Origin of the sequence: Mycobacterium sp. IS-1556 (assembly GCF_001499985.1) — a bacterium.
GTDB lineage: Bacteria > Actinomycetota > Actinomycetes > Mycobacteriales > Mycobacteriaceae > Mycobacterium.
On the sequence record NZ_LQIM01000004.1, the window covers coordinates 1 to 18190 of the forward strand.

Annotated in this window: 13 protein-coding genes and 1 pseudogene; 5 read left to right on the forward strand and 9 right to left on the reverse strand. The window is 67.3% G+C overall.

Going from position 1 to position 18190, the window contains the following annotated elements; translation table 11 throughout:
- Positions 1–290: pseudogene (locus tag AU187_RS25770) on the reverse strand (hypothetical protein); the annotation flags it as partial.
- Positions 291–453: 163 nt separating this feature from the next.
- On the opposite strand from AU187_RS25770, the gene AU187_RS04930 reads away from it, so the two are divergent.
- The 5 genes from AU187_RS04930 (at position 454) to AU187_RS04950 (ending at position 8658) form a co-directional block, all read left to right on the forward strand.
- Positions 454–3519 carry a heterodisulfide reductase-related iron-sulfur binding cluster gene (locus AU187_RS04930; RefSeq protein ID WP_059166310.1) on the forward strand — a complete coding sequence of 1022 codons (3066 nt, stop codon included), beginning with the start codon at positions 454–456 and terminating at the stop codon, positions 3517–3519.
- A 46-nt stretch (positions 3520–3565) separates the two neighbouring features.
- The gene (locus tag AU187_RS04935) at positions 3566–4840 is read left to right on the forward strand and encodes a pyridoxal phosphate-dependent aminotransferase (protein WP_059100262.1); all 1275 of its coding nucleotides are present in this window, start codon (positions 3566–3568) and stop codon (positions 4838–4840) included.
- Positions 4841–4863: 23 nt separating this feature from the next.
- A complete protein-coding gene (locus tag AU187_RS04940; RefSeq protein ID WP_059166311.1) occupies positions 4864–6126 on the forward strand; it encodes a YibE/F family protein in 1263 nt (420 codons plus the stop codon).
- 4 nt (positions 6127–6130) lie between these two features.
- The gene (locus AU187_RS04945; RefSeq protein ID WP_286131863.1) at positions 6131–7756 is read left to right on the forward strand and encodes a LuxR family transcriptional regulator; all 1626 of its coding nucleotides are present in this window, start codon (positions 6131–6133) and stop codon (positions 7754–7756) included.
- 92 nt (positions 7757–7848) lie between these two features.
- On the forward strand, positions 7849–8658 hold the full coding sequence (locus AU187_RS04950) for a class I SAM-dependent methyltransferase (protein ID WP_059166313.1): 810 nt from the start codon (positions 7849–7851) through the stop codon (positions 8656–8658).
- A 494-nt stretch (positions 8659–9152) separates the two neighbouring features.
- Here the strand turns inward: AU187_RS04950 and AU187_RS04955 are convergent, their stop codons facing one another.
- From AU187_RS04955 to dcd, 8 genes are all read right to left on the reverse strand, one after another.
- The gene (locus AU187_RS04955; protein WP_059166314.1) at positions 9153–9776 is read right to left on the reverse strand and encodes a hypothetical protein; all 624 of its coding nucleotides are present in this window, start codon (positions 9774–9776) and stop codon (positions 9153–9155) included.
- Positions 9773–10438, reverse strand: coding sequence for a TetR/AcrR family transcriptional regulator (locus tag AU187_RS04960; RefSeq protein WP_082691752.1), 666 nt, complete (start codon positions 10436–10438; stop codon positions 9773–9775). Before AU187_RS04960 ends, AU187_RS04955 begins: the two co-directional genes overlap by 4 nt.
- Positions 10439–10705: 267 nt before the next feature.
- The gene (locus AU187_RS04965) at positions 10706–11449 is read right to left on the reverse strand and encodes a maleylpyruvate isomerase family mycothiol-dependent enzyme (RefSeq protein ID WP_059166316.1); all 744 of its coding nucleotides are present in this window, start codon (positions 11447–11449) and stop codon (positions 10706–10708) included.
- Positions 11450–11493: 44 nt separating this feature from the next.
- Entirely contained in the window at positions 11494–12831 is a 1338-nt protein-coding gene (locus tag AU187_RS04970) for a cytochrome P450 (RefSeq protein WP_059166347.1), read from the reverse strand.
- Positions 12832–12886: 55 nt separating this feature from the next.
- Positions 12887–14224 (reverse strand): UDP-glucose dehydrogenase family protein, encoded by a 1338-nt coding sequence (locus AU187_RS04975; RefSeq protein ID WP_059166317.1) that lies wholly within the window; start codon positions 14222–14224, stop codon positions 12887–12889.
- Positions 14225–14303: 79 nt separating this feature from the next.
- Positions 14304–15929: a DUF7159 family protein gene (locus tag AU187_RS04980; RefSeq protein WP_059166318.1), complete on the reverse strand. Its 1626-nt coding sequence runs from the start codon at positions 15927–15929 to the stop codon at positions 14304–14306.
- A 223-nt stretch (positions 15930–16152) separates the two neighbouring features.
- Positions 16153–17478 carry an ammonium transporter gene (locus AU187_RS04985; RefSeq protein ID WP_059166319.1) on the reverse strand — a complete coding sequence of 442 codons (1326 nt, stop codon included), beginning with the start codon at positions 17476–17478 and terminating at the stop codon, positions 16153–16155.
- A 119-nt stretch (positions 17479–17597) separates the two neighbouring features.
- Positions 17598–18170, reverse strand: a complete 573-nt coding sequence (dcd, locus tag AU187_RS04990; RefSeq protein WP_059098673.1) for a dCTP deaminase — start codon at positions 18168–18170, stop codon at positions 17598–17600.
- Positions 18171–18190: the final 20 nt, after the last annotated feature.

Genomic DNA, 18190 nt, shown 5'->3' on the forward strand with positions numbered 1-18190 from the left:
GGTCCCCCCCCCCCCCCCCCCACGCAGGCGCCGACGGCGGTCACCACGCCCCCGCCGGTCACGTCCCCACCGGCCACCACGCCACCGACGACTCCACCAACCACCGCGCCGCCCACCACGGCCCCGCCGACGACGACACCGCCTTCAACAGCTCCGCCCGAGCCGCCTCCGGCATCCGAACCCCCGCCCATCGACCCGGGTCCGGGCGACGGCGGAGCGGACGGCGGATCGACGCCCGAGAACCCCGCACCGAGCGACGAGGGAACCGGCGACGACCCCGCGCCCGTCACACCGGAACCGGGCGACGGCGCGTAGTTAGGTCAACCTTCGTAGCGGCGCATCCCCGCAAGGTGTAACTATGAGCCCCGGGCTTGAGCAGGCCCTGAGCTAAAGTTACCGACGGGTAACATGCATTAAGTTACTCTTGGGTAACTTAGAAACGGGAGGCGCGCGGTGGACACCCAGATGCTGATCAGACTCGTCGTCGGCCTCGGGCTGACGGCACTCGTACTGGTCTTCGCCGCGAAACGCGTGCTCTGGCTGACGAATCTGATCCGTTCCGGGGCGCCGACCAGCTCGGAGAACAACCGCAAAGACAACCTCGCCACGCGGATCACCACGCAGATCAAAGAGGTGTTCGGGCAAACCCGGCTCTTGAAGTGGTCGATCCCCGGCATCGCGCACTTCTTCACGATGTGGGGCTTCTTCATCCTTGCGTCGGTCTATCTCGAGGCGTACGGGCTGCTCTTCGACCACGACTTCCACATCCCGTTCATCGGCCGCTGGGACGCGCTGGGATTCCTGCAGGACTTCTTCGCCGTCGCCGTGCTGGTCGGCATCATCATCTTCGCGATCATCCGGTTGCGCACCGAGCCCAAGGAACACGGGCGCGACTCACGCTTCTACGGATCGCACACCGGCGGCGCCTGGCTGATCCTGTTCATGATCTTCAACGTCATCTGGACCTACGCCCTGGTGCGTGGCGCCGCGGTGAACACCGATGCCCTGCCGTACGGCAACGGCGCGTTCTTCTCGCAGTTCATGGGTTGGGTGCTGAACCCGCTGGGCCACACCGCCAACGAGTGGATAGAGACCATCGCGCTGCTGCTGCACATCGCGGTGATGCTGGTGTTCCTGCTGATCGTGCTGCACTCCAAGCACCTGCACATCGGCCTGGCCCCGATCAACGTCACGTTCAAGCGGCTGCCCGACGGCCTGGGTCCGCTGCTTCCGGTGGAGTACGACGGGAAGCCGATCGACTTCGAGGATCCGCCCGAGGATGCCGTGCTGGGCCGCGGCAAGATCGAGGACTTCACATGGAAGGCCTACCTCGACATGACCACGTGCACCGAGTGCGGCCGCTGCCAGTCGCAGTGCCCGGCGTGGAACACCGGCAAGCCGCTGTCGCCCAAGCTCGTGATCATGAACCTGCGCGATCACCTGTTCGCCAAGGCGCCCTATGTCCTCGGCGACAAGGAGTCGCCGCTCGAGAACACCCCCGAGGGCGGTCTCGGCGAGGAAGTTCGCGGCGAGAAGCACTCCGAGGAGCATTCGCACGACCACGTTCCCGAGTCCGGCTTCGAGCGGATCATGGGTTCGGGGCCCGAGCAGGCCACCCGCCCGCTGGTCGGCACCGAGGAACAGGGCGGCGTCATCGATCCCGACGTGCTGTGGTCCTGTACGACCTGCGGGGCGTGCGTCGAGCAGTGCCCGGTCGACATCGAGCACATCGACCACATTGTCGACATGCGGCGCTACCAGGTGATGATGGAGTCGGAGTTCCCCGGAGAGCTCGGCGTGCTGTTCAAGAACCTGGAGACCAAGGGCAACCCGTGGGGCCAGAACGCCAAGGACCGCACGAACTGGATCGACGAGGTCGATTTCGACGTGCCGGTGTACGGCAAGGACGTCGAGTCGTTCGACGGCTACGAATACCTGTTCTGGGTGGGGTGTGCCGGCGCATACGAGGACCGCGCGAAGAAGACCACCAAGGCCGTCGCCGAGCTGCTCGCCGCCGCGGGCGTGAAGTACCTGGTGCTCGGCGAGGGGGAAACCTGCAACGGCGACTCGGCCCGCCGCTCGGGCAACGAGTTCCTGTTCCAGCAGCTGGCCGCGCAGAACGTCGAGACGCTCAACGATCTCTTCGAGGGCGTCGAGCGGGTGGACCGCAAGATCGTGGTCACCTGCCCGCACTGCTTCAACACCCTGGGTCGCGAATACCCGCAGCTCGGCGGGAACTTCACGGTGCTGCACCACACGCAGCTGTTGAACCGGCTGGTCCGCGACAAGAAGCTGATTCCGGTCACCCCTGCCGACGGCGGGATGGACATCACCTATCACGACCCGTGCTACCTGGGCCGGCACAACAAGGAGTACTCGGCGCCGCGTGAGCTGATCGGCGCGTCGGGCGCGAAGCTGACCGAGATGCCCCGGCACGCCGATCGTGGCCTGTGCTGCGGTGCGGGCGGCGCGAGGATGTGGATGGAAGAGCACATCGGCAAGCGCGTCAACGTGGAACGCACCGAAGAGGCCATGGACACCGCCTCGACGATCGCGACCGGCTGCCCGTTCTGCCGCGTGATGATCACCGACGGTGTCGACGACGTCGCCGCCTCCCGCAACGTGGAGAAGGCCGAGGTGCTCGACGTCGCGCAGCTGCTGCTGGGCTCCCTCGACAAGACCGCGATCACGCTGCCCGAGAAGGGCACGGCGGCCAAGGAGGCCGAGGAACGCGCCGCCGAGCTGGCCGCGCGGGCGCCGGCGGTCGAGGAGGCGCCGGCCGAGGCGGAGGCCACGCCAGAGCCCGCCGCGCAGACCGCGACCGAATCGCCGGCTCAGCCGGCGGGGTCCAAGCCGGTCACCGGCCTCGGTATCGCGGGTGGCGCCAAGCGGCCCGGGGCGAAGAAGGCCGCCGCCGCCGCGGAAAAGCCGGCCGCTGACGACAAGCCCGCTGCCGCAGCGGCACCCGCGAAGGGGCTCGGTATCGCGGCTGGGGCCAAGCGACCCGGCGCCAAGAAGGCCGCACCGGCCGCTCAGGCCGCTCAGACACCGGCCGCTGAGGCACCCGAGGCAACGGCCAAGCCGGAGCCCGAGGTGAAGGGCCTGGGCATCGCGGCGGGCGCCAAGAGGCCGGGCGCGAAGAAGGCCGCCAAGACCCCCAACGCGGGCGAAGCGACCGTCACCCAGCCGCCGAACGTCGACCCGGACAAGGCGGTGCCGGGCGCCAAGACCGATACCGCGGATTCTGACCGAGGTTTGGATGGCAAGCCCGAGCCCGAGGTCAAGGGCCTGGGCATCGCGCCGGGTGCCCGCCGGCCGGGCGCCAAGAAGGCAGCTCCGGCAGCGCAGCCGACTGCTGCCCCGAAACCCGCTGCGGCACAAGAGGAGTCGGCGACCGATGGCGAAACCGCCGCTGCCGCTGAGCCTTCCGTCGCTGATGACAACGAAGACAAGCCGGCGCCGCCACCGGTGAAGGGTCTCGGAATCGCCAAGGGCGCACGCCCGCCGGGCAAGCGCTGACCCATTTGAGCAGCTTTTTCGTTAATCGCTGGACAGCAGTGAGACTATGGAGGGCGTGACCACGCACCAGGTGCCGATCCATGCCACGGGGCACAGCCCGCGGCATCGCACGTTCACGCAGTCTTCCAAGCTGCAGGACGTTCTCTACGAGATCCGCGGTCCGGTGCACGAGCACGCTTCGCGCCTCGAGGCCGAGGGCCACCGCATCCTCAAGCTCAACATCGGCAATCCGGCGCCATTCGGGTTCGAGGCGCCCGATGTGATCATGCGCGACATCATCCAGGCGCTGCCGTATGCGCAGGGGTACTCCGACTCCAAGGGAATCATGCCGGCCCGGCGCGCGGTGTTCACCCGCTACGAACTCGTGGAGGGGTTCCCGAAATTCGACGTCGACGACGTCTATCTCGGCAACGGCGCTTCGGAGCTGATCCAGATGACGCTGCAGGCGCTTTTGGACAACGGCGACCAGGTGTTGATCCCAGCGCCGGACTATCCGCTGTGGACCGCCTGCACCTCGTTGGCCGGTGGCACCCCGGTGCACTACCTGTGCGACGAGACGCAGGGCTGGATGCCCGACATCGCCGACCTGGAATCCAAGATCACCGACCGCACGAAGGCGATCGTCGTGATCAATCCGAACAACCCGACCGGCGCGGTATACCGCCGCGAAACCCTTGAGCAGATCGCTGAATTGGCGCGTGAGCACCAACTGCTGCTGCTCGCTGACGAGATCTACGACAAGATTCTCTACGACGACGCCGAGCACATCGCGATGGCGTCGGTGGCCCCCGATGTGCTGACGCTGACCTTCAACGGGCTGTCGAAGGCCTACCGGGTGGCCGGGTATCGGTCCGGATGGCTGGTGATCACCGGGCCGAAGGAGAACGCCGGCAGCTTCATCGAGGGCATCAGCCTGCTCGCGAACATGCGGTTGTGCCCGAATGTGCCTGCGCAGCATGCGATTCAGGTCGCCCTCGGCGGACATCAAAGCATCGAGGACCTGGTGTTGCCGGGCGGCCGGCTGCGCGAGCAGCGCGACGTGGCCTGGCAGATGCTCAACGAGATTCCCGGCGTGTCCTGCGTGAAACCCCAAGGCGCGCTTTACGCATTCCCGCGCCTGGACCCCGAGGTCTACGACATCGTCGACGACGAGCAGCTGGTTCTGGATCTGCTGCTGCAAGAGAAGATCCTCGTCACACAGGGCACCGGTTTCAACTGGCCGACACCGGATCACCTGCGCATCGTGACGCTGCCGTGGGCCCGTGATCTGGCCAACGCCATCGAGCGGCTGGGTAACTTCCTCGTCAGCTACCGGCAGTAGCGGCCTTCTCTACGCTGTAGTCCGTGACGCACTCGCACGGACACTCGCACTCCCTGCAGGGTCCAGCGCCGCTCGGGCCCATCGCAGCGAAGGTCGTCGTCGGCCTGTTGATCGCGATCGGGTTGGCCGTCTTGGTCGGCGCCACCTGGCTGTGGCCAAGCCAGCAGAAGACCGACATCCCGCTGCCGTTCCAGAACGCCGAAGGCGGAGCGGTCACCACCGAGGCCGGCCACGTGGTGTCCAGCAGCGCAGCCGTCTGCGGCGGGCCGTCCGTGGGAGCGGTGCTGACGACCGAACCGGTACCGGCGGAGGGCGGCAACGCCAATTGCGTGCACTCGCTCATCGCGATCGACTCCGGCCCGAACCGGGGTGCCCACACCCTGCTGCAGTTCAGCGGCGGGCCGGGGCAGCCCCAACTCGCGGTCGGTGACCAGATCCGGATCACCCGCCAGGTCGACCCGACCGGTACGACGACCTACTCCTTCTACGACTACGAACGGGCGTGGCCGTTGACCGGGCTGGCCGCGGCGTTCGCAGTGGTGGTTGTCGCGGTCGCCGGATGGCGCGGGTTGCGTGCGCTCGTCGGCATCCTCGTCGCATTCGCGGTGCTCGTCGTGTTCATGCTGCCGGCCCTACGGGACGGAGCCGCCGCCATTCCCGTCGCATTGGTGGCATCGGCGCTGATCCTTTACGCGGTGATCTACCTTGCACACGGCGTGAGTTTGCGCACCAGCGCGGCGCTGCTGGGCACACTGACATCCCTGCTCCTCGCAGCGGTATTATCTTGGGCCGCAATAGAATTTGCTCACCTCACCGGCCTGTCCGAGGAGGAGAACAATGCGGTCGCGACTTACCTCGGCAATGTGTCGATCACCGGGCTGCTGCTGGCCGGATTCATCATCGGGTCACTGGGCGTACTCAACGACGTCACGGTCACGCAGGCATCCACCGTGTTCGAGCTTGCCCAACTCGAGGGGGCTACGCGGCGGGCGATCTTCGTGGCTGCCATGCGGGTTGGTCGCGACCACATCGCGAGCACGGTCTACACCCTGGTGCTGGCCTATGCGGGCAGTGCGCTGCCGTTGCTGCTGCTGTTCAGCGTCGCCAACCGGGCCCTCGGCGACGTGCTCACCAGCGAGAGTGTGGCCATCGAGATCGCCCGTTCGGCGGTCGGCGGTATCGCGTTGGCATTGTCGGTTCCGCTGACGACGGGTATCGCCGCGGTGCTGGCGACGCCTACCGGCCGACGATCGGCACCTGTGTCGCCTCACAATGCGCCAGACTGAGATGATGGCGGCCACCGACAGGGCGCAGGACGCCTTTGAACACCGGGCGTGGCCCGAGGTTTACGACACCCTGATCCAGGCCAGCGCGCAGCGCGATCTCGATGCGAACGATCTCGAACGCCTCGCCATTGCCACCTACCTGCTGGGAAGGGACGAGGAAAGTACTCGAGCCTGGGAACAGGCCTACTCCGCGCACTTGGCGCGCGACGACCCCGGCCGCGCCGCAGAGTGCGGGTTCTGGCTGGCGCTCACACAGCTGCTTGCAGGCAACGGCGCACGCGGCGGCGGATGGCTCGCGCGGGTGGGCCGGCTCGTGGAGGACCGCGAGCTGGACTGCGCCGCCCGCGGTTACCTACTCGTATCCGCCGGCCTTCAGTTGTGGACGAGTGGGGACTCGGCCGAATCGTTTGCGATGTTCGCCGAGGCCGGCAGGATCGCGGCACGGTTCGCCGACCCGGACCTGGCGGCCCTCGCTCGGTTGGGGCAAGGTCAGGCGTCGGTCACCGGCGGTGAGACGGCGCGGGGTGTGGCGCTGCTCGATGAAGCGATGGTGAGCGTCACCGCGGGCGAAGTGTCGCCCATCCCGGCCGGCATCGTTTACTGCGCCGTCATCGAGACGTGTATGGGCGCGTTCGACCTGCGGCGAGCAACCGAGTGGACCGTGGCACTGAGCGAGTGGTGTGACGCCCAGCCCGGCCTCGTCCCCTACCGCGGCCAATGCCTCGTGCATCGCGCGCAGATTTTGCAGATCCACGGCGAGTGGTCCAAGGCGACGACCGCGGCCCGTCAGGCTTGCGAACACCTGTCACACCCGACGCCACACCCTACTTTCGGGCTGGCCGCCTACCAGCGAGCGGAGCTGCACCGGCTGCGCGGGGAATTCGACGACGCTGAGGCCGCATACCGGCAGGCCCACCAATCTGGACGAGAGCCGTTGCCCGGCTTGGCCTTACTCCGAATGGCCGAGGGAAAACTCGACGCAGCGACGACCGCCATCCGCCGCGCGGTGGACGAAAGCTCAGATCCCTTCGGCCGGCCGGCCGCATTGGCGGCTCACGTCGAGATCATGCTCACGAGCGGCGACGTCGCGGCAGCGCGGACGAGCGCCGACGAACTCTCCGGGCTCGCCGAAACCATCGACGCTCCGTTCCTGCGCGCGGTCGCCGCTCACGCCGACGGGTCGACGCTGCTGGCCGAGGGCGACGCCGCCGGGGCGCTTGCCGCCTTGCACCGCGCATCGGCCGGGTGGCGGGACCTGGCAATGCCTTACGAAGCCGCTCGAACTCGGGTCCAGTGCGGGCTGGCGTGCCGGGCGCTTGGCGACTTCGACTCCGCAGCAATGGAATTCGACGCGGCACGTGACGGCTTTGACCGGCTCGGCGCCAAGCCAGACATGCGACGCTTGGCCGAACTCGTCGGGAGTCCGCAGGGGCCGAAGGGCATGCTGACCGCACGCGAATGCGAGGTGTTACGGCTTGTCGCCGCCGGCAAGACCAACCGAGAGATCGGCGCGAGCCTCGTGCTCAGCGAGCACACCGTCGCGCGCCATCTGCAGAACATCTTCACGAAGCTCGGCTTGTCGTCCCGGTCGGCGGCCACCGCCTACGCCTACGAGCAACACCTCGTCTGAGGGACGAGTGGTCAGAACTGACCACGGCTATCGCAGCGAAATGGTCGATTCGGTCGACGCGACGAGAGCGTTGCCGTTTGTACCGTCTCACCATGTCTCAACAAGTTGATTATCGTGACCTCCGGCGAACCGAAGCCGAGAATTACGCGACCAATTTCGTCCCGCTCATTCCCGCGCCGTTGGCCGACGATCTCATCGAGGCGGCCGCACCCGAGTCGGGTGAATACGTCGTCGACATCGCGTGCGGAACCGGCGTCGTCACCCGTCTGGCCGCCGAGCGGGTGGGACCCACCGGGAAAGTCGTCGGAGTGGATCTCACCCCTGAAATGCTGGAGGTTGCCCGCGCAAGCGCCGCACCGTCCGGTGCCGTAATTGAGTGGCGGCAGGGAAGCGCCGAAGCTCTCCCGCTTGCCGATGAGTCCTACGACTTGGCGTCGTGTCAGCTCGGGCTGATGTTCTTTCCCGACCGAGCCGCGGCAGTGAGCGAGATGTGGCGGGTGCTGTCGCCGGGTGGCCGCGTCGCCGTCAACGTGCCGGGAGCGATGCCGCGACTGTTCGAGATCATGGCTGATGCTCTTGGCCGCCACATCAATCCTGATCTCCCCGGTTTCCTACGGGCGGTCTTCTCAGTGAGCGAAACTGAACTTCGCCGGCTGTTGGACGGCGCTCACTTCCAAGACGTGACCGTCAAGACCATGACGAAGACGTTGCGACTCCCGCCACCGGCCGAATTCCTTTGGGAATACCTCGAAGTCACACCTATAGCGGGCCTCGTCTTAGGGGCGGATGACGGCCACCGACGAAGACTCGAAGATGACGTCGTCGCGCGTTGGCAAGACTTCGTCCACGACGACGAACTGGTTCTCGAGCTGTCAGTCGCTATAGCCACGGCCCGAAAGTAGCTGGCATTCATGACATTCCTGGCAGCATTCCGCGCCGCCGCGGTACTAGCGTCCACGCTCATCTTGGGAATCACAACAAGCACACTCGAAGGCCCCGCCACTGCATGCGCCAAACGCACGGGGTTCGATTGGGACCGTTATGAAGTGTGCGTACGCACCGCTTATCTGTAACGTCTCACGTGGATTGCGTTGTTTAACCTGATCTTTGCGTCAGTGTCATGTGTAAGACGTTGCCCTAAAACGGGTCTCGTGGCCTACATTTAACCGGCGATCAGGCTTCGTGCGTGGACGGCTGCCCTGCGCCGGTTCCTGGCGGGCTTGGCCAGCCGATACTCAGCCCAGGTGCGCGGTAAGCAGGAGGGGCGGCAGAGACTTTCGACCGTTGGGTTCATCCCTGAGGTCGCGCATCGGGAACAGGTTCTCGATGCCCTCGGGAAAGACGGCGTGGATGGTTCGGTGTCGGCGCCTGCGGCGATCGGGGGGACCGTGTTATTTCAGGGTCGCTGACCGGACGCGGAGACCATGTTGCCCCCATGATCGGAAGCCACCCGATGGCCTTCGCTGCGTGAAGTCCACAGTCGGTAGATCAGGACCGGGCCGATGATCCAGTAAGCGAGTGACGTCCAGAAGCCGGGGAAGCCCAGGTCACCGGTGATAAAGCAGTACAACGTGTGGCTGATGGCGTTGCCCATGACGCCCATGACCGCGAAGAACCAGACGATCAGCATGGGCACACGGCGCGGCAGCCTCAGGTACATGGCCAAGCCGGCGAGGGCGAAAACTGCGTAGCTCGCCATGTTGCCCCAGACGAAGAACTCGGTGGACATGCTGCGGGCGCCGAAGATGTCCTCGGGCCAGCGTCGGTAGAACCCTCCCTGGAATTCGTCGGCGAAGTGCAGAAACTGCCAGGCCAGCGCGATGAGGTAGATCGGGAGTATGCGAGCGGGGTCGGCGGTGTGCCGGGCCGTGCTTGCCAGGTGGCAGCAGTAGGCGATGACCATGCACGGGATGAAGGTCCACCACATCGTCACCGGGGAGGGGTGGAGGTTGAAGCCGATGATCGCGGCGCAAGCCGCCACTGTGGCGGCGATGAATTCTTTGGAGTACGTGGAGATCATCGCGTGGTGCTCCTTTCCGTGGTGTCGGTGATCGTGCAGGCGAGGAAGTAGTCGAGGTGCTCGGCGGCCATCTGCCGCGCGCGGTCAACTTCGTCGGGACGCGAGTTGTGGCCGAGATACAGGAAGCGGATCACGTTGAGGGGGGCAATGAGCTCCCAAACAATCTGTCGCGCCGGCAAATCGGTGCGGAGTTGTCCGGCTTCCTGCCACCGGGCGAACACCGGAGTAAGGGCCTCGCGTGCCGCTTCGATCGCTCCGGCTACGTGGATGGCCGTCGACGCGCGGCTCTCTTCGCGAAGCAGAACCGCGGAGAACATCCGAATGTCGGGCTGACTCCAGTAGGCCAGCAGCCGATCGACCGCTGCAGAAATGGCCACCCGCGGCCCGGCCTCGACCGCATCGGACGCATCGAAGCCCAGCAATTCGGGCGTCGGTGGCCCCATCGATTCGATGAGCCGGTTCAAGATCGCCTGCTTGCTGGGGAAGTGCGAATACAGCGCGGCGTCGGTTACCCCTACAGCGGCGGCGATCTGGCGCACCGATGTGCCGGCGAAACCCTGCTCGGCGAACAACCGAAGCGCAGCCGCCAAGATCCGCTCGCCCGTCGGTTCCGCATCGGAAGCCGGCGGTCGTCCGATCCTGCGGCGGCTTACCTGAGCCATGTCCATAAACTAAGTTAGTGCTAGTTTAGTTGTCAAGCACACCGTTTCGCAGCGTGTGAGTGTGCGCAAAATGCGGCTGCTTACTCTCCTGACTAACGCATCTGCAGCAGCCACTGAACTAGTCGCGAATCTCGTTGTGAGTCAGGAGAAACCTGAGATGACACTTAACCAATCGGCGTTAAAGCCTTCAGTTTCAATGCGATTCTGCTTGCAACAGCCGCTAGCGCTTTAGCGTGTCAAATTGGTCATGGCCGAGAAGGTACGCCGTCAGAACGACGTCCGCTCCAGCCACCCGTCCCAGACAGCGGCATCACCCAGCACTTCGACGCCGAGGTCGCCTGCCGCGCGCCGGCGGGTGATCGCCAGCAGCAGATCGGTGGCGGGGCCACGCAGAGCGGTGTCGGCCTTGGTGTGGTTGTGCGACCACCAGACACCTTCCTCGTCGTGGACGATGGTCCACTCACCGGTCGGCCCGAGGCCGTCGTCGGTCGCGTGCATGTGAATGCTGCGGCCGCGGTCGAGCGCGGGTTGCGTCGTATTGCTCGCTATCAACTCGACCCATTCGCTGATCGCGTCGGCGGCGAGGTCGGGCGGCGGGTCGTACTCGACGCCGAGGGCCAGCGCCGCATCCGCATGGTGAACTGTGACCTCATGCAACCGTCGACGGATCCACCAGCCCGCCGGGCGGGGACCGCGAAACGTCCACACCCGAGTGGCGGGGCCGACCCGCTCGACCGCGTCGACGATCAGCCGCGCCCCCTGGTTGAGCCAGTCGGTCGCGCCGTCGGGGTCGTCGGGTGGCCTGCCGTCGCGGACATCGCGCGGATCGAGCGTAGCCATCCGGCGTTCGGCGATGATCTGTGCGGCCCAACGGTTTCCGCGGCCGACGTGGCGGAACAGTTGCTTGAGCGTCCAGCCGGGGCAGGTCGGCACGGGCGTTGACGGGTCTGCACTGCGGATCAGTTCCCCGAAGGCCCGGGTCTGGTCGAGCAGCGCGGCTCGGAAATCCACGCTCCGAACGTACTCAATACTCGATGCGGAAACCGCCGATCGCGTCAGGACGGCGCACCGATACGTGCGCGAGCTGTGCCCAGCGCGATCGGCAGCGACGCCCATCCACGCAGCACCCGGGTCTCGCGCCGGTTGCCGGCACCGGCCAACCGCGCATCGGGGAACCGCTCGAAGAATGTGCGCAGCCCCACCTCGCCCTCCGCGCGCGCCAGCGCCGCTCCCAGGCAGAAGTGCCTGCCACCGGAGAACGACAGATGCCTGCCGGCGTTCTCACGTTCGAGGTCGAAGCGATGCGGGTCGGCGAACACGTTCGGGTCGCGGTTGGCGCCCGCGATGTAGAGGATCACGCCCTTGCCGGGCCGGACCCGCGTGCCCGCGATCTCGGTGTCCTTCTTCGCCACCCGCGCGGTGAGCTGCACCGGGGGGTCGAGGCGCAAGATCTCCTCGACCGCGGTGGGCCACAATTCCGGACGCTCCGACAGCGTGTCCAGGTGCCACGGATGGTCGAGCAGCATCCGAATTCCGTTGCCCAGTAGATTGACGGTCGTTTCGAAACCGGCCGCGAGTACCAGTCCCGCGGTGGCCATCAGCTCACTTTGGTCGAGCCGCGCGCCTTCGTCGGACGCCGCGATCAGCTGGCTCATCAAGTCGTCACCCGGATGGCGGCGCAGCTCTTCGAGGTGCTCGGAGAGCCAGTCGTTGAAGCCTTCGACACCCCGGTAGACGTTGCGGTACTGCGCCCAGGTCAGGCCGATGTCGAGGCTCGGCGCACCGAGCTCGCCGAACTCCAGGATGCGGGGTCTGGCCTCGTCGGGAACACCGAGGATGTCGCCGATCACGGCGACCGGCAGCTGCGAGCAGTACCGATCGACCACATCGACGGTTCCGGCGCCGGCGAGGTCGTCGAGCAGCGAATCGGCGGTGGCCTGCACCCGGTCCTTCAGTGTGGCAACGGCTCTGGTGGTGAACACCGAGGACACCAGTTTGCGGTAGCGGGTGTGCTCGGGCGGTTCCACCGACAGCATCGACGGCGGTTCCAGCGGATACAGCAGCCCGGTCTTGGTGTGGTTCGCGACCCATTGCAAGGGTTTGGGCAGGTTCGACCCGATCGGCAGGACGTGGTAGTCGTCGGACCGCAGCAGATCGCTGGCGATCGCGTGGTCGACGGTGATGTGCATGACGCGGCCCTTGACCATCGGCCCTCGCGCGCGCAGTTCCTCGGTGAACGCCACCGGGTCGACGCGCACGGCCGGGTCCGCGATCAGCCTGCCCTGCACGTCGCCGCGAAGGGCGAGCAGTTTCGAGGCGCCACGCACGAACCCGTGTACGGCCAGCCATCGAATCCGGTGGCGGATGGGTCCGGCCCGCCGAGCGTGACGAATCGGTTCCACGTGGCCTCCCTTGACCCGATTGGCGGTTCGGTCAGGTGGCCCCAGCCTACCGAGCGGGCAAGCTCGCACCCCTGCCGAGGCAGTGCACCTGCCAGCCGGCTTGCGTCCACCGGCCGACGTCGAGGCAATTGCGGCCGTCGACAATCACTTTCGCGTGCACGACGTCGGCCAGGTCGGCGGGGTCCAGCTCGACGAACTCGCGCCATTCGGTGAGCACAAGCACGGCGTCGGCGCGTGCGCAGGCTTCGGTGACAGACGTCGCGTAGGTCAGCGTCGGAAACACCCGGCGGGAGTTCTCCATCGCCTTCGGGTCGTACACGCTGACCGTGGCGCCGTTGAGTTGCAGCATGCCCGCGACGTTGAGCGCGGGTGAGTCGCGCACGTCGTCGGACTCGGGCTTGAACGCGGCGCCGAGCACGGCGATGTTCGCGCCGAGCAGCGAACCGCCGCAGGCGGCGGTCGTCAGTTCGACCATCCGGGTGCGCCGACGCATGTTGATGCTGTCCACCTCGCGCAGGAACGTCAGTGCGTGGTTGGCGCCCAGTTCGCCGGCACGCGCCATGAACGCGCGGATGTCCTTGGGCAGGCAACCTCCGCCGAAACCCAGGCCGGCGTTCAAGAACCGGCGACCGATCCGTGAGTCGTAGCCCAGCGCGTCGGCGAGGAGCGTGACATCGGCGTCGACGGCCTCGCAGACCTCGGAGATCGCGTTGATGAACGAGATCTTGGTGGCCAGGAACGCGTTTGCGGACACCTTGGCCAACTCGGCGGTCTGCAGGTCGGTGACCAGAAGTGGCACCTGCTGCGCCAGCAGCGGCGCGTACAACTCGCGGATCGCCGGCTCGGCCGACGTCGAGTTCCGTTGCACCCCAAGGACGATGCGGTCGGGGTGCAGGGTGTCGTGTACGGCGAAGCCCTCGCGAAGGAACTCCGGGTTCCAGGCGATCTCGACGTCGACCCCGGCCGGCGCGAGTGCGCGCGCCCGGTCGCCGAGTTCGGCGGCGGTGCCCACCGGCACCGTCGACTTGCCGACGATGACGGCCGACCGTCGCAGCCGCGGCACCAGCGTGTCGATCACCGCGTGCACGTGGCGCAGGTCGGCGCCGTACTCGCCCTTCTTCTGCGGCGTGCCGACACCGAGGAAGTGCACGTCGGCGAATTCGGCCGCGGCGTCGTAGTCGGTGGTGAACGTCAGCCGACCGGCTGTGAGATTGTCCCGCAACATGTTTCGCAGGCCCGGCTCGTAGAACGGAATCTCTCCGGATGCGAGCTTGGCGACCTTGCCCGCATCGACGTCGACGCCGATCACCTCGTGGCCCAGCTCGGCCATGCCGGCCGCGTGGGTGGCTCCGAGATAACCCGTGCCGAAGACGGTGCACCGCATACGGCATTGATATGCGGCCGGTGTGAGCTAACCGCGACGCGACACTGAGCGGCAGGCCAACGTCAGGTTACGAGTGTGCCTATCCGCAGAAGATCAGGAAGCAGTTCGACCCGCCACCACCGGACGAGCCGCCCGAGCGTCGGGGCCCGTCGTCACCGGATCCGCTGCCGGGGTACCGCCCGGAGCCGCTGCCGGAGTTACCGCCGGACCCGGACCCGGGGTAGTTGCCCGAACCGGGATAGCCGCCGGACCCGTTGCCGGACCCGTTCTGCCACGGCGGCGTCTCGAGGTCGGGCCACTCCGGCTCTTCCGGTTCGTCCTGCCACGGCGGGGTCCACGGCGGCGACTTCGGCGGAGTCCACGTCGGCCGCGGCGACCACGGCGGACTCCACGGGTTCTGGGGCCGCGGGTAAAGGTAGGGCGGCGCCACCGCCGGCGGCACGTACGCCGGAACTGGTGCGGGCGCCACCGGGGCCGGGGCCGGCGGGGGTGCGGCCGGAGCGGGCGGCGGAGCCGCCGGTGCGGGAGCGGGGGCGGGCGCTTGCGGTGCCGGGGCAGGCGCCTCGACGTAGACGGTCCGCGGCGACTGCGGCGCGGGCTGCTCCTGGACCACGGGTACCGGCGCCTTGATGGTCTCAGCCGGCGGCGGTGGCGCCTGGACCGGCTGCGCCTGCTCCACCGGCGGAGGCGGCGGCGCGGGCGCGACGGAACTGGGCACGATAGCGCTCTGGCCGGGACTGGGTCGCTGGTCGGCGGTCGGGCGGATGCTGACGGCCAGCGAGATCACCAGCGCCACAACGCCGACGACGAAGATCGACGTCAAAGCGCTGCCGACGAGCAGGAACGGCTTGCGGTCGTCGTTGGAGGCGGGTGACAGGTCGGTTTGCGGCTCGTCGGTGTCGAGGTAGGCGCCGTCACCCCCGGCGGGGGCGAGCTGCGTCTGGGCGCCAGCCAGCCCGGCATACACCGAGCCCGCTGTGGTGCCGTCGGGGTCCTGCGAGTAGGCGAGTCCGACCGTCGAGGCTTCGAACGCGGGCGCGTTGGCCGCCGCCAGCGCGGCGCCGCGGGCCAACGCCATCTCGGGCTCGTCGGGGGCATGAACCGGCAGGCTCACCAGGTTCGCGAGGTGGCTCTTCACCGAGCTGACGTCGACGCCCGAACCGACGACGAACATGCCCTGCGGACGCGTGTCCTGGGCGTCGACGGCGGCGGCCATGTCGGCGAGCACGGCCATCGCGTCGTGGCTGTGCAGGGTGCGGCCCAGCACCTTGACCACCGACCCGTCGTCGGTCTGCACGACCGAGAGCGTGGCGGTGTCGCGGTCGATGAACAACAGCGCGGTGGTGTCGTAGCCGACCGCCCGGCCGACGGCCTGCGCGAGCGCGGCAGCGGCGTGGCCGTCGGAGACGAGCATGACGTCGTCGATGCCGCGGGCGGCCAGCAGGTCGCGCAGTTGCGCCGCCTCGGCGTGGTCGCTCCACGTGACGCCGATGGCCTTGAGTTCGTGGCCGCCGGCCTCGGCGCTCTCCTTGGTGCCGAGCACCGCATCCACCACCTGGGCGGCCGCGCCCGACGTTGCCGAACCCTCACTTTCGCTCACATCGAAGACGTCGTGATCGACGGTCGCCCCGTCGGCTTTCTCGCCTTCGACCAGCACGATGCGGACCGTCGCAGGTGTCATCGACACACCCAGTACGATGTCCACTGCCCCTCCATGAGTATTTGCTACGTTGCCTGGATCGTCGACCGGTGTCTCGTTCCGCACAAGCCGCCGACTAGTGCCTTATCGTCCTGAGCAGCGCGGGCGTTACACCCGAACCCGCATTTGCTAGGGACGATCAGCCACGGCCGGCGTGTGGACGGCACGGGTACGGCCGACTCCGGTATCTAGACCCTACTCGTGTCAACGACCGAAAGCGCCCGGCGGTTCAACTCTCTTCGGCGGTTTCCGCCGGCTGTGGTGTTCCGGGTGTTTCGAGGGCCCCGAGTCCACCCAACCCAGGGCGCCTCGTCGGCACATGGCCGTGCACACCCTCCGCGTAGGCGGTCTCGGCGTGCTGGGTGAAGTCGACCCCGGTGGTCTCGTCCTCGGGGCTGACCCGGAAGCCCATCCCCCGGTCGATCATCTTGGCGATCACGTAAGAGGCGGTGAACGCATAGGCGGCGACGACCACGACCGCCAGTGACTGCTTGCCGAGTTGGGTCAGTCCGCCGCCGTAGAACAGGCCCGACGGACCGGCGGTCATCACCTCGGTGGCGATCAGGCCGATCAGCAGCACACCGACGACCCCGCCGACGAAGTGCACGCCGACCACGTCGAGCGAGTCGTCATAACCCCATCGGAACTTCAGCCCCACCGCGAACGAGCAGACCACTCCGGCGGCAGCGCCGACGATGAACGCGCCGAGCGTGTTGACCGTCCCGCACGACGGTGTGATCGCTACCAGGCCGGCGACCACACCCGAGGCGGCGCCGAAGGTGGTCGGCTTGCCGTCGCGGAGCCGCTCGACGGTGATCCAGCCGAGCATGCCGAGGCAGCCGGCCACCAGCGTGTTGAGGAACACCGCGGCCGCGGTGCCGTTGGCGGCCAGCGCCGACCCGGCGTTGAACCCGAACCAGCCGAACCACAGCAACCCGGCACCGAGCAACACGAACGGCAGGTTGTGCGGGCGCATGGCGTCCTTCTTGAAGCCGATCCGCGGGCCGAGCACCAGGGCGAGCGCCAAAGCGGAAGCGCCAGAGACGATCTCGACGACCAGACCGCCGGCATAGTCGAGCACGCCGAACTCGAAGAGCCAGCCGCCAGGCCCCCACACCCAGTGCGCGACGACGGCGTACACCGCGACCGTCCACACCGGAACGAACACCATCCAGGCCGCGAACCGGGCCCGGTCGGCGATCGCACCGCTGATGAGCGCGGCGGTGACGATCGCGAAGGTGAGCTGGAAGGTCGCGAACAGCAGTTCGGGAACTTCGCCGCGCAGCGTGGTCGGATCGATGCCGAGCATCCCGAAGTGGCTCAGGTTGCCGATCAACCCGCCGCCGGCGTCGTCGGAGAACGCCACGCTGTAGCCGGCGAGCAACCACGCGACCGTGCACAACGGGATCGAGATGAAGCACATCATGATCATGTTGAGCACGCCGGTGGTGCGGACCATGCCGCCGTAGAAGATCGCCAGACCAGGCGTCATCAACAGCACCATCGCCGTCGCCGCCAGCAGCCAGGCCGTCGCGGCCGGATCGATCGCGTCCATGGGGCTCCTCCCGGTCGGGGACGAGCATTTCGGCTTCAGATTTCGGTCGCGGGGCGCGCGTGTTTCCGGATTGTTTCGTGTTTCTGTGCGGTTACCGCGTGCTCACCATGCGTCGACGTTCAGCTGGACTTGATGAAGTTCTGATACGAGCGCGACGGTGTCGGGCCCCGCTGGCCCTGGTACTTCGACCCGGCCTTGGCGCTGCCGTAGGGATGCTCGGCGGGGCTGGTCAGTCGCAGCAGGCACAGCTGGCCGATCTTCATGCCCGGCCACAACGTGATCGGGAGGTTGGCGACGTTGGACAGCTCGAGGGTGATGTGGCCGGAGAACCCCGGATCGATGAAGCCCGCGGTGGAATGCGTCAGCAGTCCTAAGCGGCCCAGCGAGGACTTTCCTTCCAGGCGGCCGGCCAAGTCGTCGGGCAGCGTGCACAGCTCCAGCGTCGAGCCCAGCACGAACTCGCCGGGATGCAGCACGAACGGCTCGCCGGGTTCGGGCTGCACCAGGCTGGTGAGCTCGTCCTGCTGCTTGGCCGGATCGATGTGGGTGTAGCGCGTGTTGTTGAAGACGCGGAACAAGCTGTCGAGGCGGACGTCGATGCTCGACGGCTGGACCAGAGTGTCGTCGAACGGGTCGAGACTCAGTCGCTCGGCGGCGATCTCGGCGCGGATGTCGCGGTCGGAGAGCAGCACCCGACGAGCGTAGCCGCTCG

Excerpts from the sequence above, each read along its gene's own strand:
- AU187_RS04950 (WP_059166313.1), top strand. The coding sequence starts at position 7,849 with ATGTCTCAACAAGTTGATTATCGTGACCTCCGGCGAACCGAAGCCGAG.
- AU187_RS04960 (WP_082691752.1), bottom strand. The coding sequence starts at position 10,438 with ATGGCTCAGGTAAGCCGCCGCAGGATCGGACGACCGCCGGCTTCCGAT.
- AU187_RS04955 (WP_059166314.1), bottom strand. The coding sequence starts at position 9,776 with ATGATCTCCACGTACTCCAAAGAATTCATCGCCGCCACAGTGGCGGCT.
- AU187_RS04975 (WP_059166317.1), bottom strand. The coding sequence starts at position 14,224 with ATGCGGTGCACCGTCTTCGGCACGGGTTATCTCGGAGCCACCCACGCG.
- AU187_RS04935 (WP_059100262.1), top strand. The coding sequence starts at position 3,566 with ATGGAGGGCGTGACCACGCACCAGGTGCCGATCCATGCCACGGGGCAC.
- AU187_RS04945 (WP_286131863.1), top strand. The coding sequence starts at position 6,131 with ATGGCGGCCACCGACAGGGCGCAGGACGCCTTTGAACACCGGGCGTGG.
- AU187_RS04985 (WP_059166319.1), bottom strand. The coding sequence starts at position 17,478 with ATGGACGCGATCGATCCGGCCGCGACGGCCTGGCTGCTGGCGGCGACG.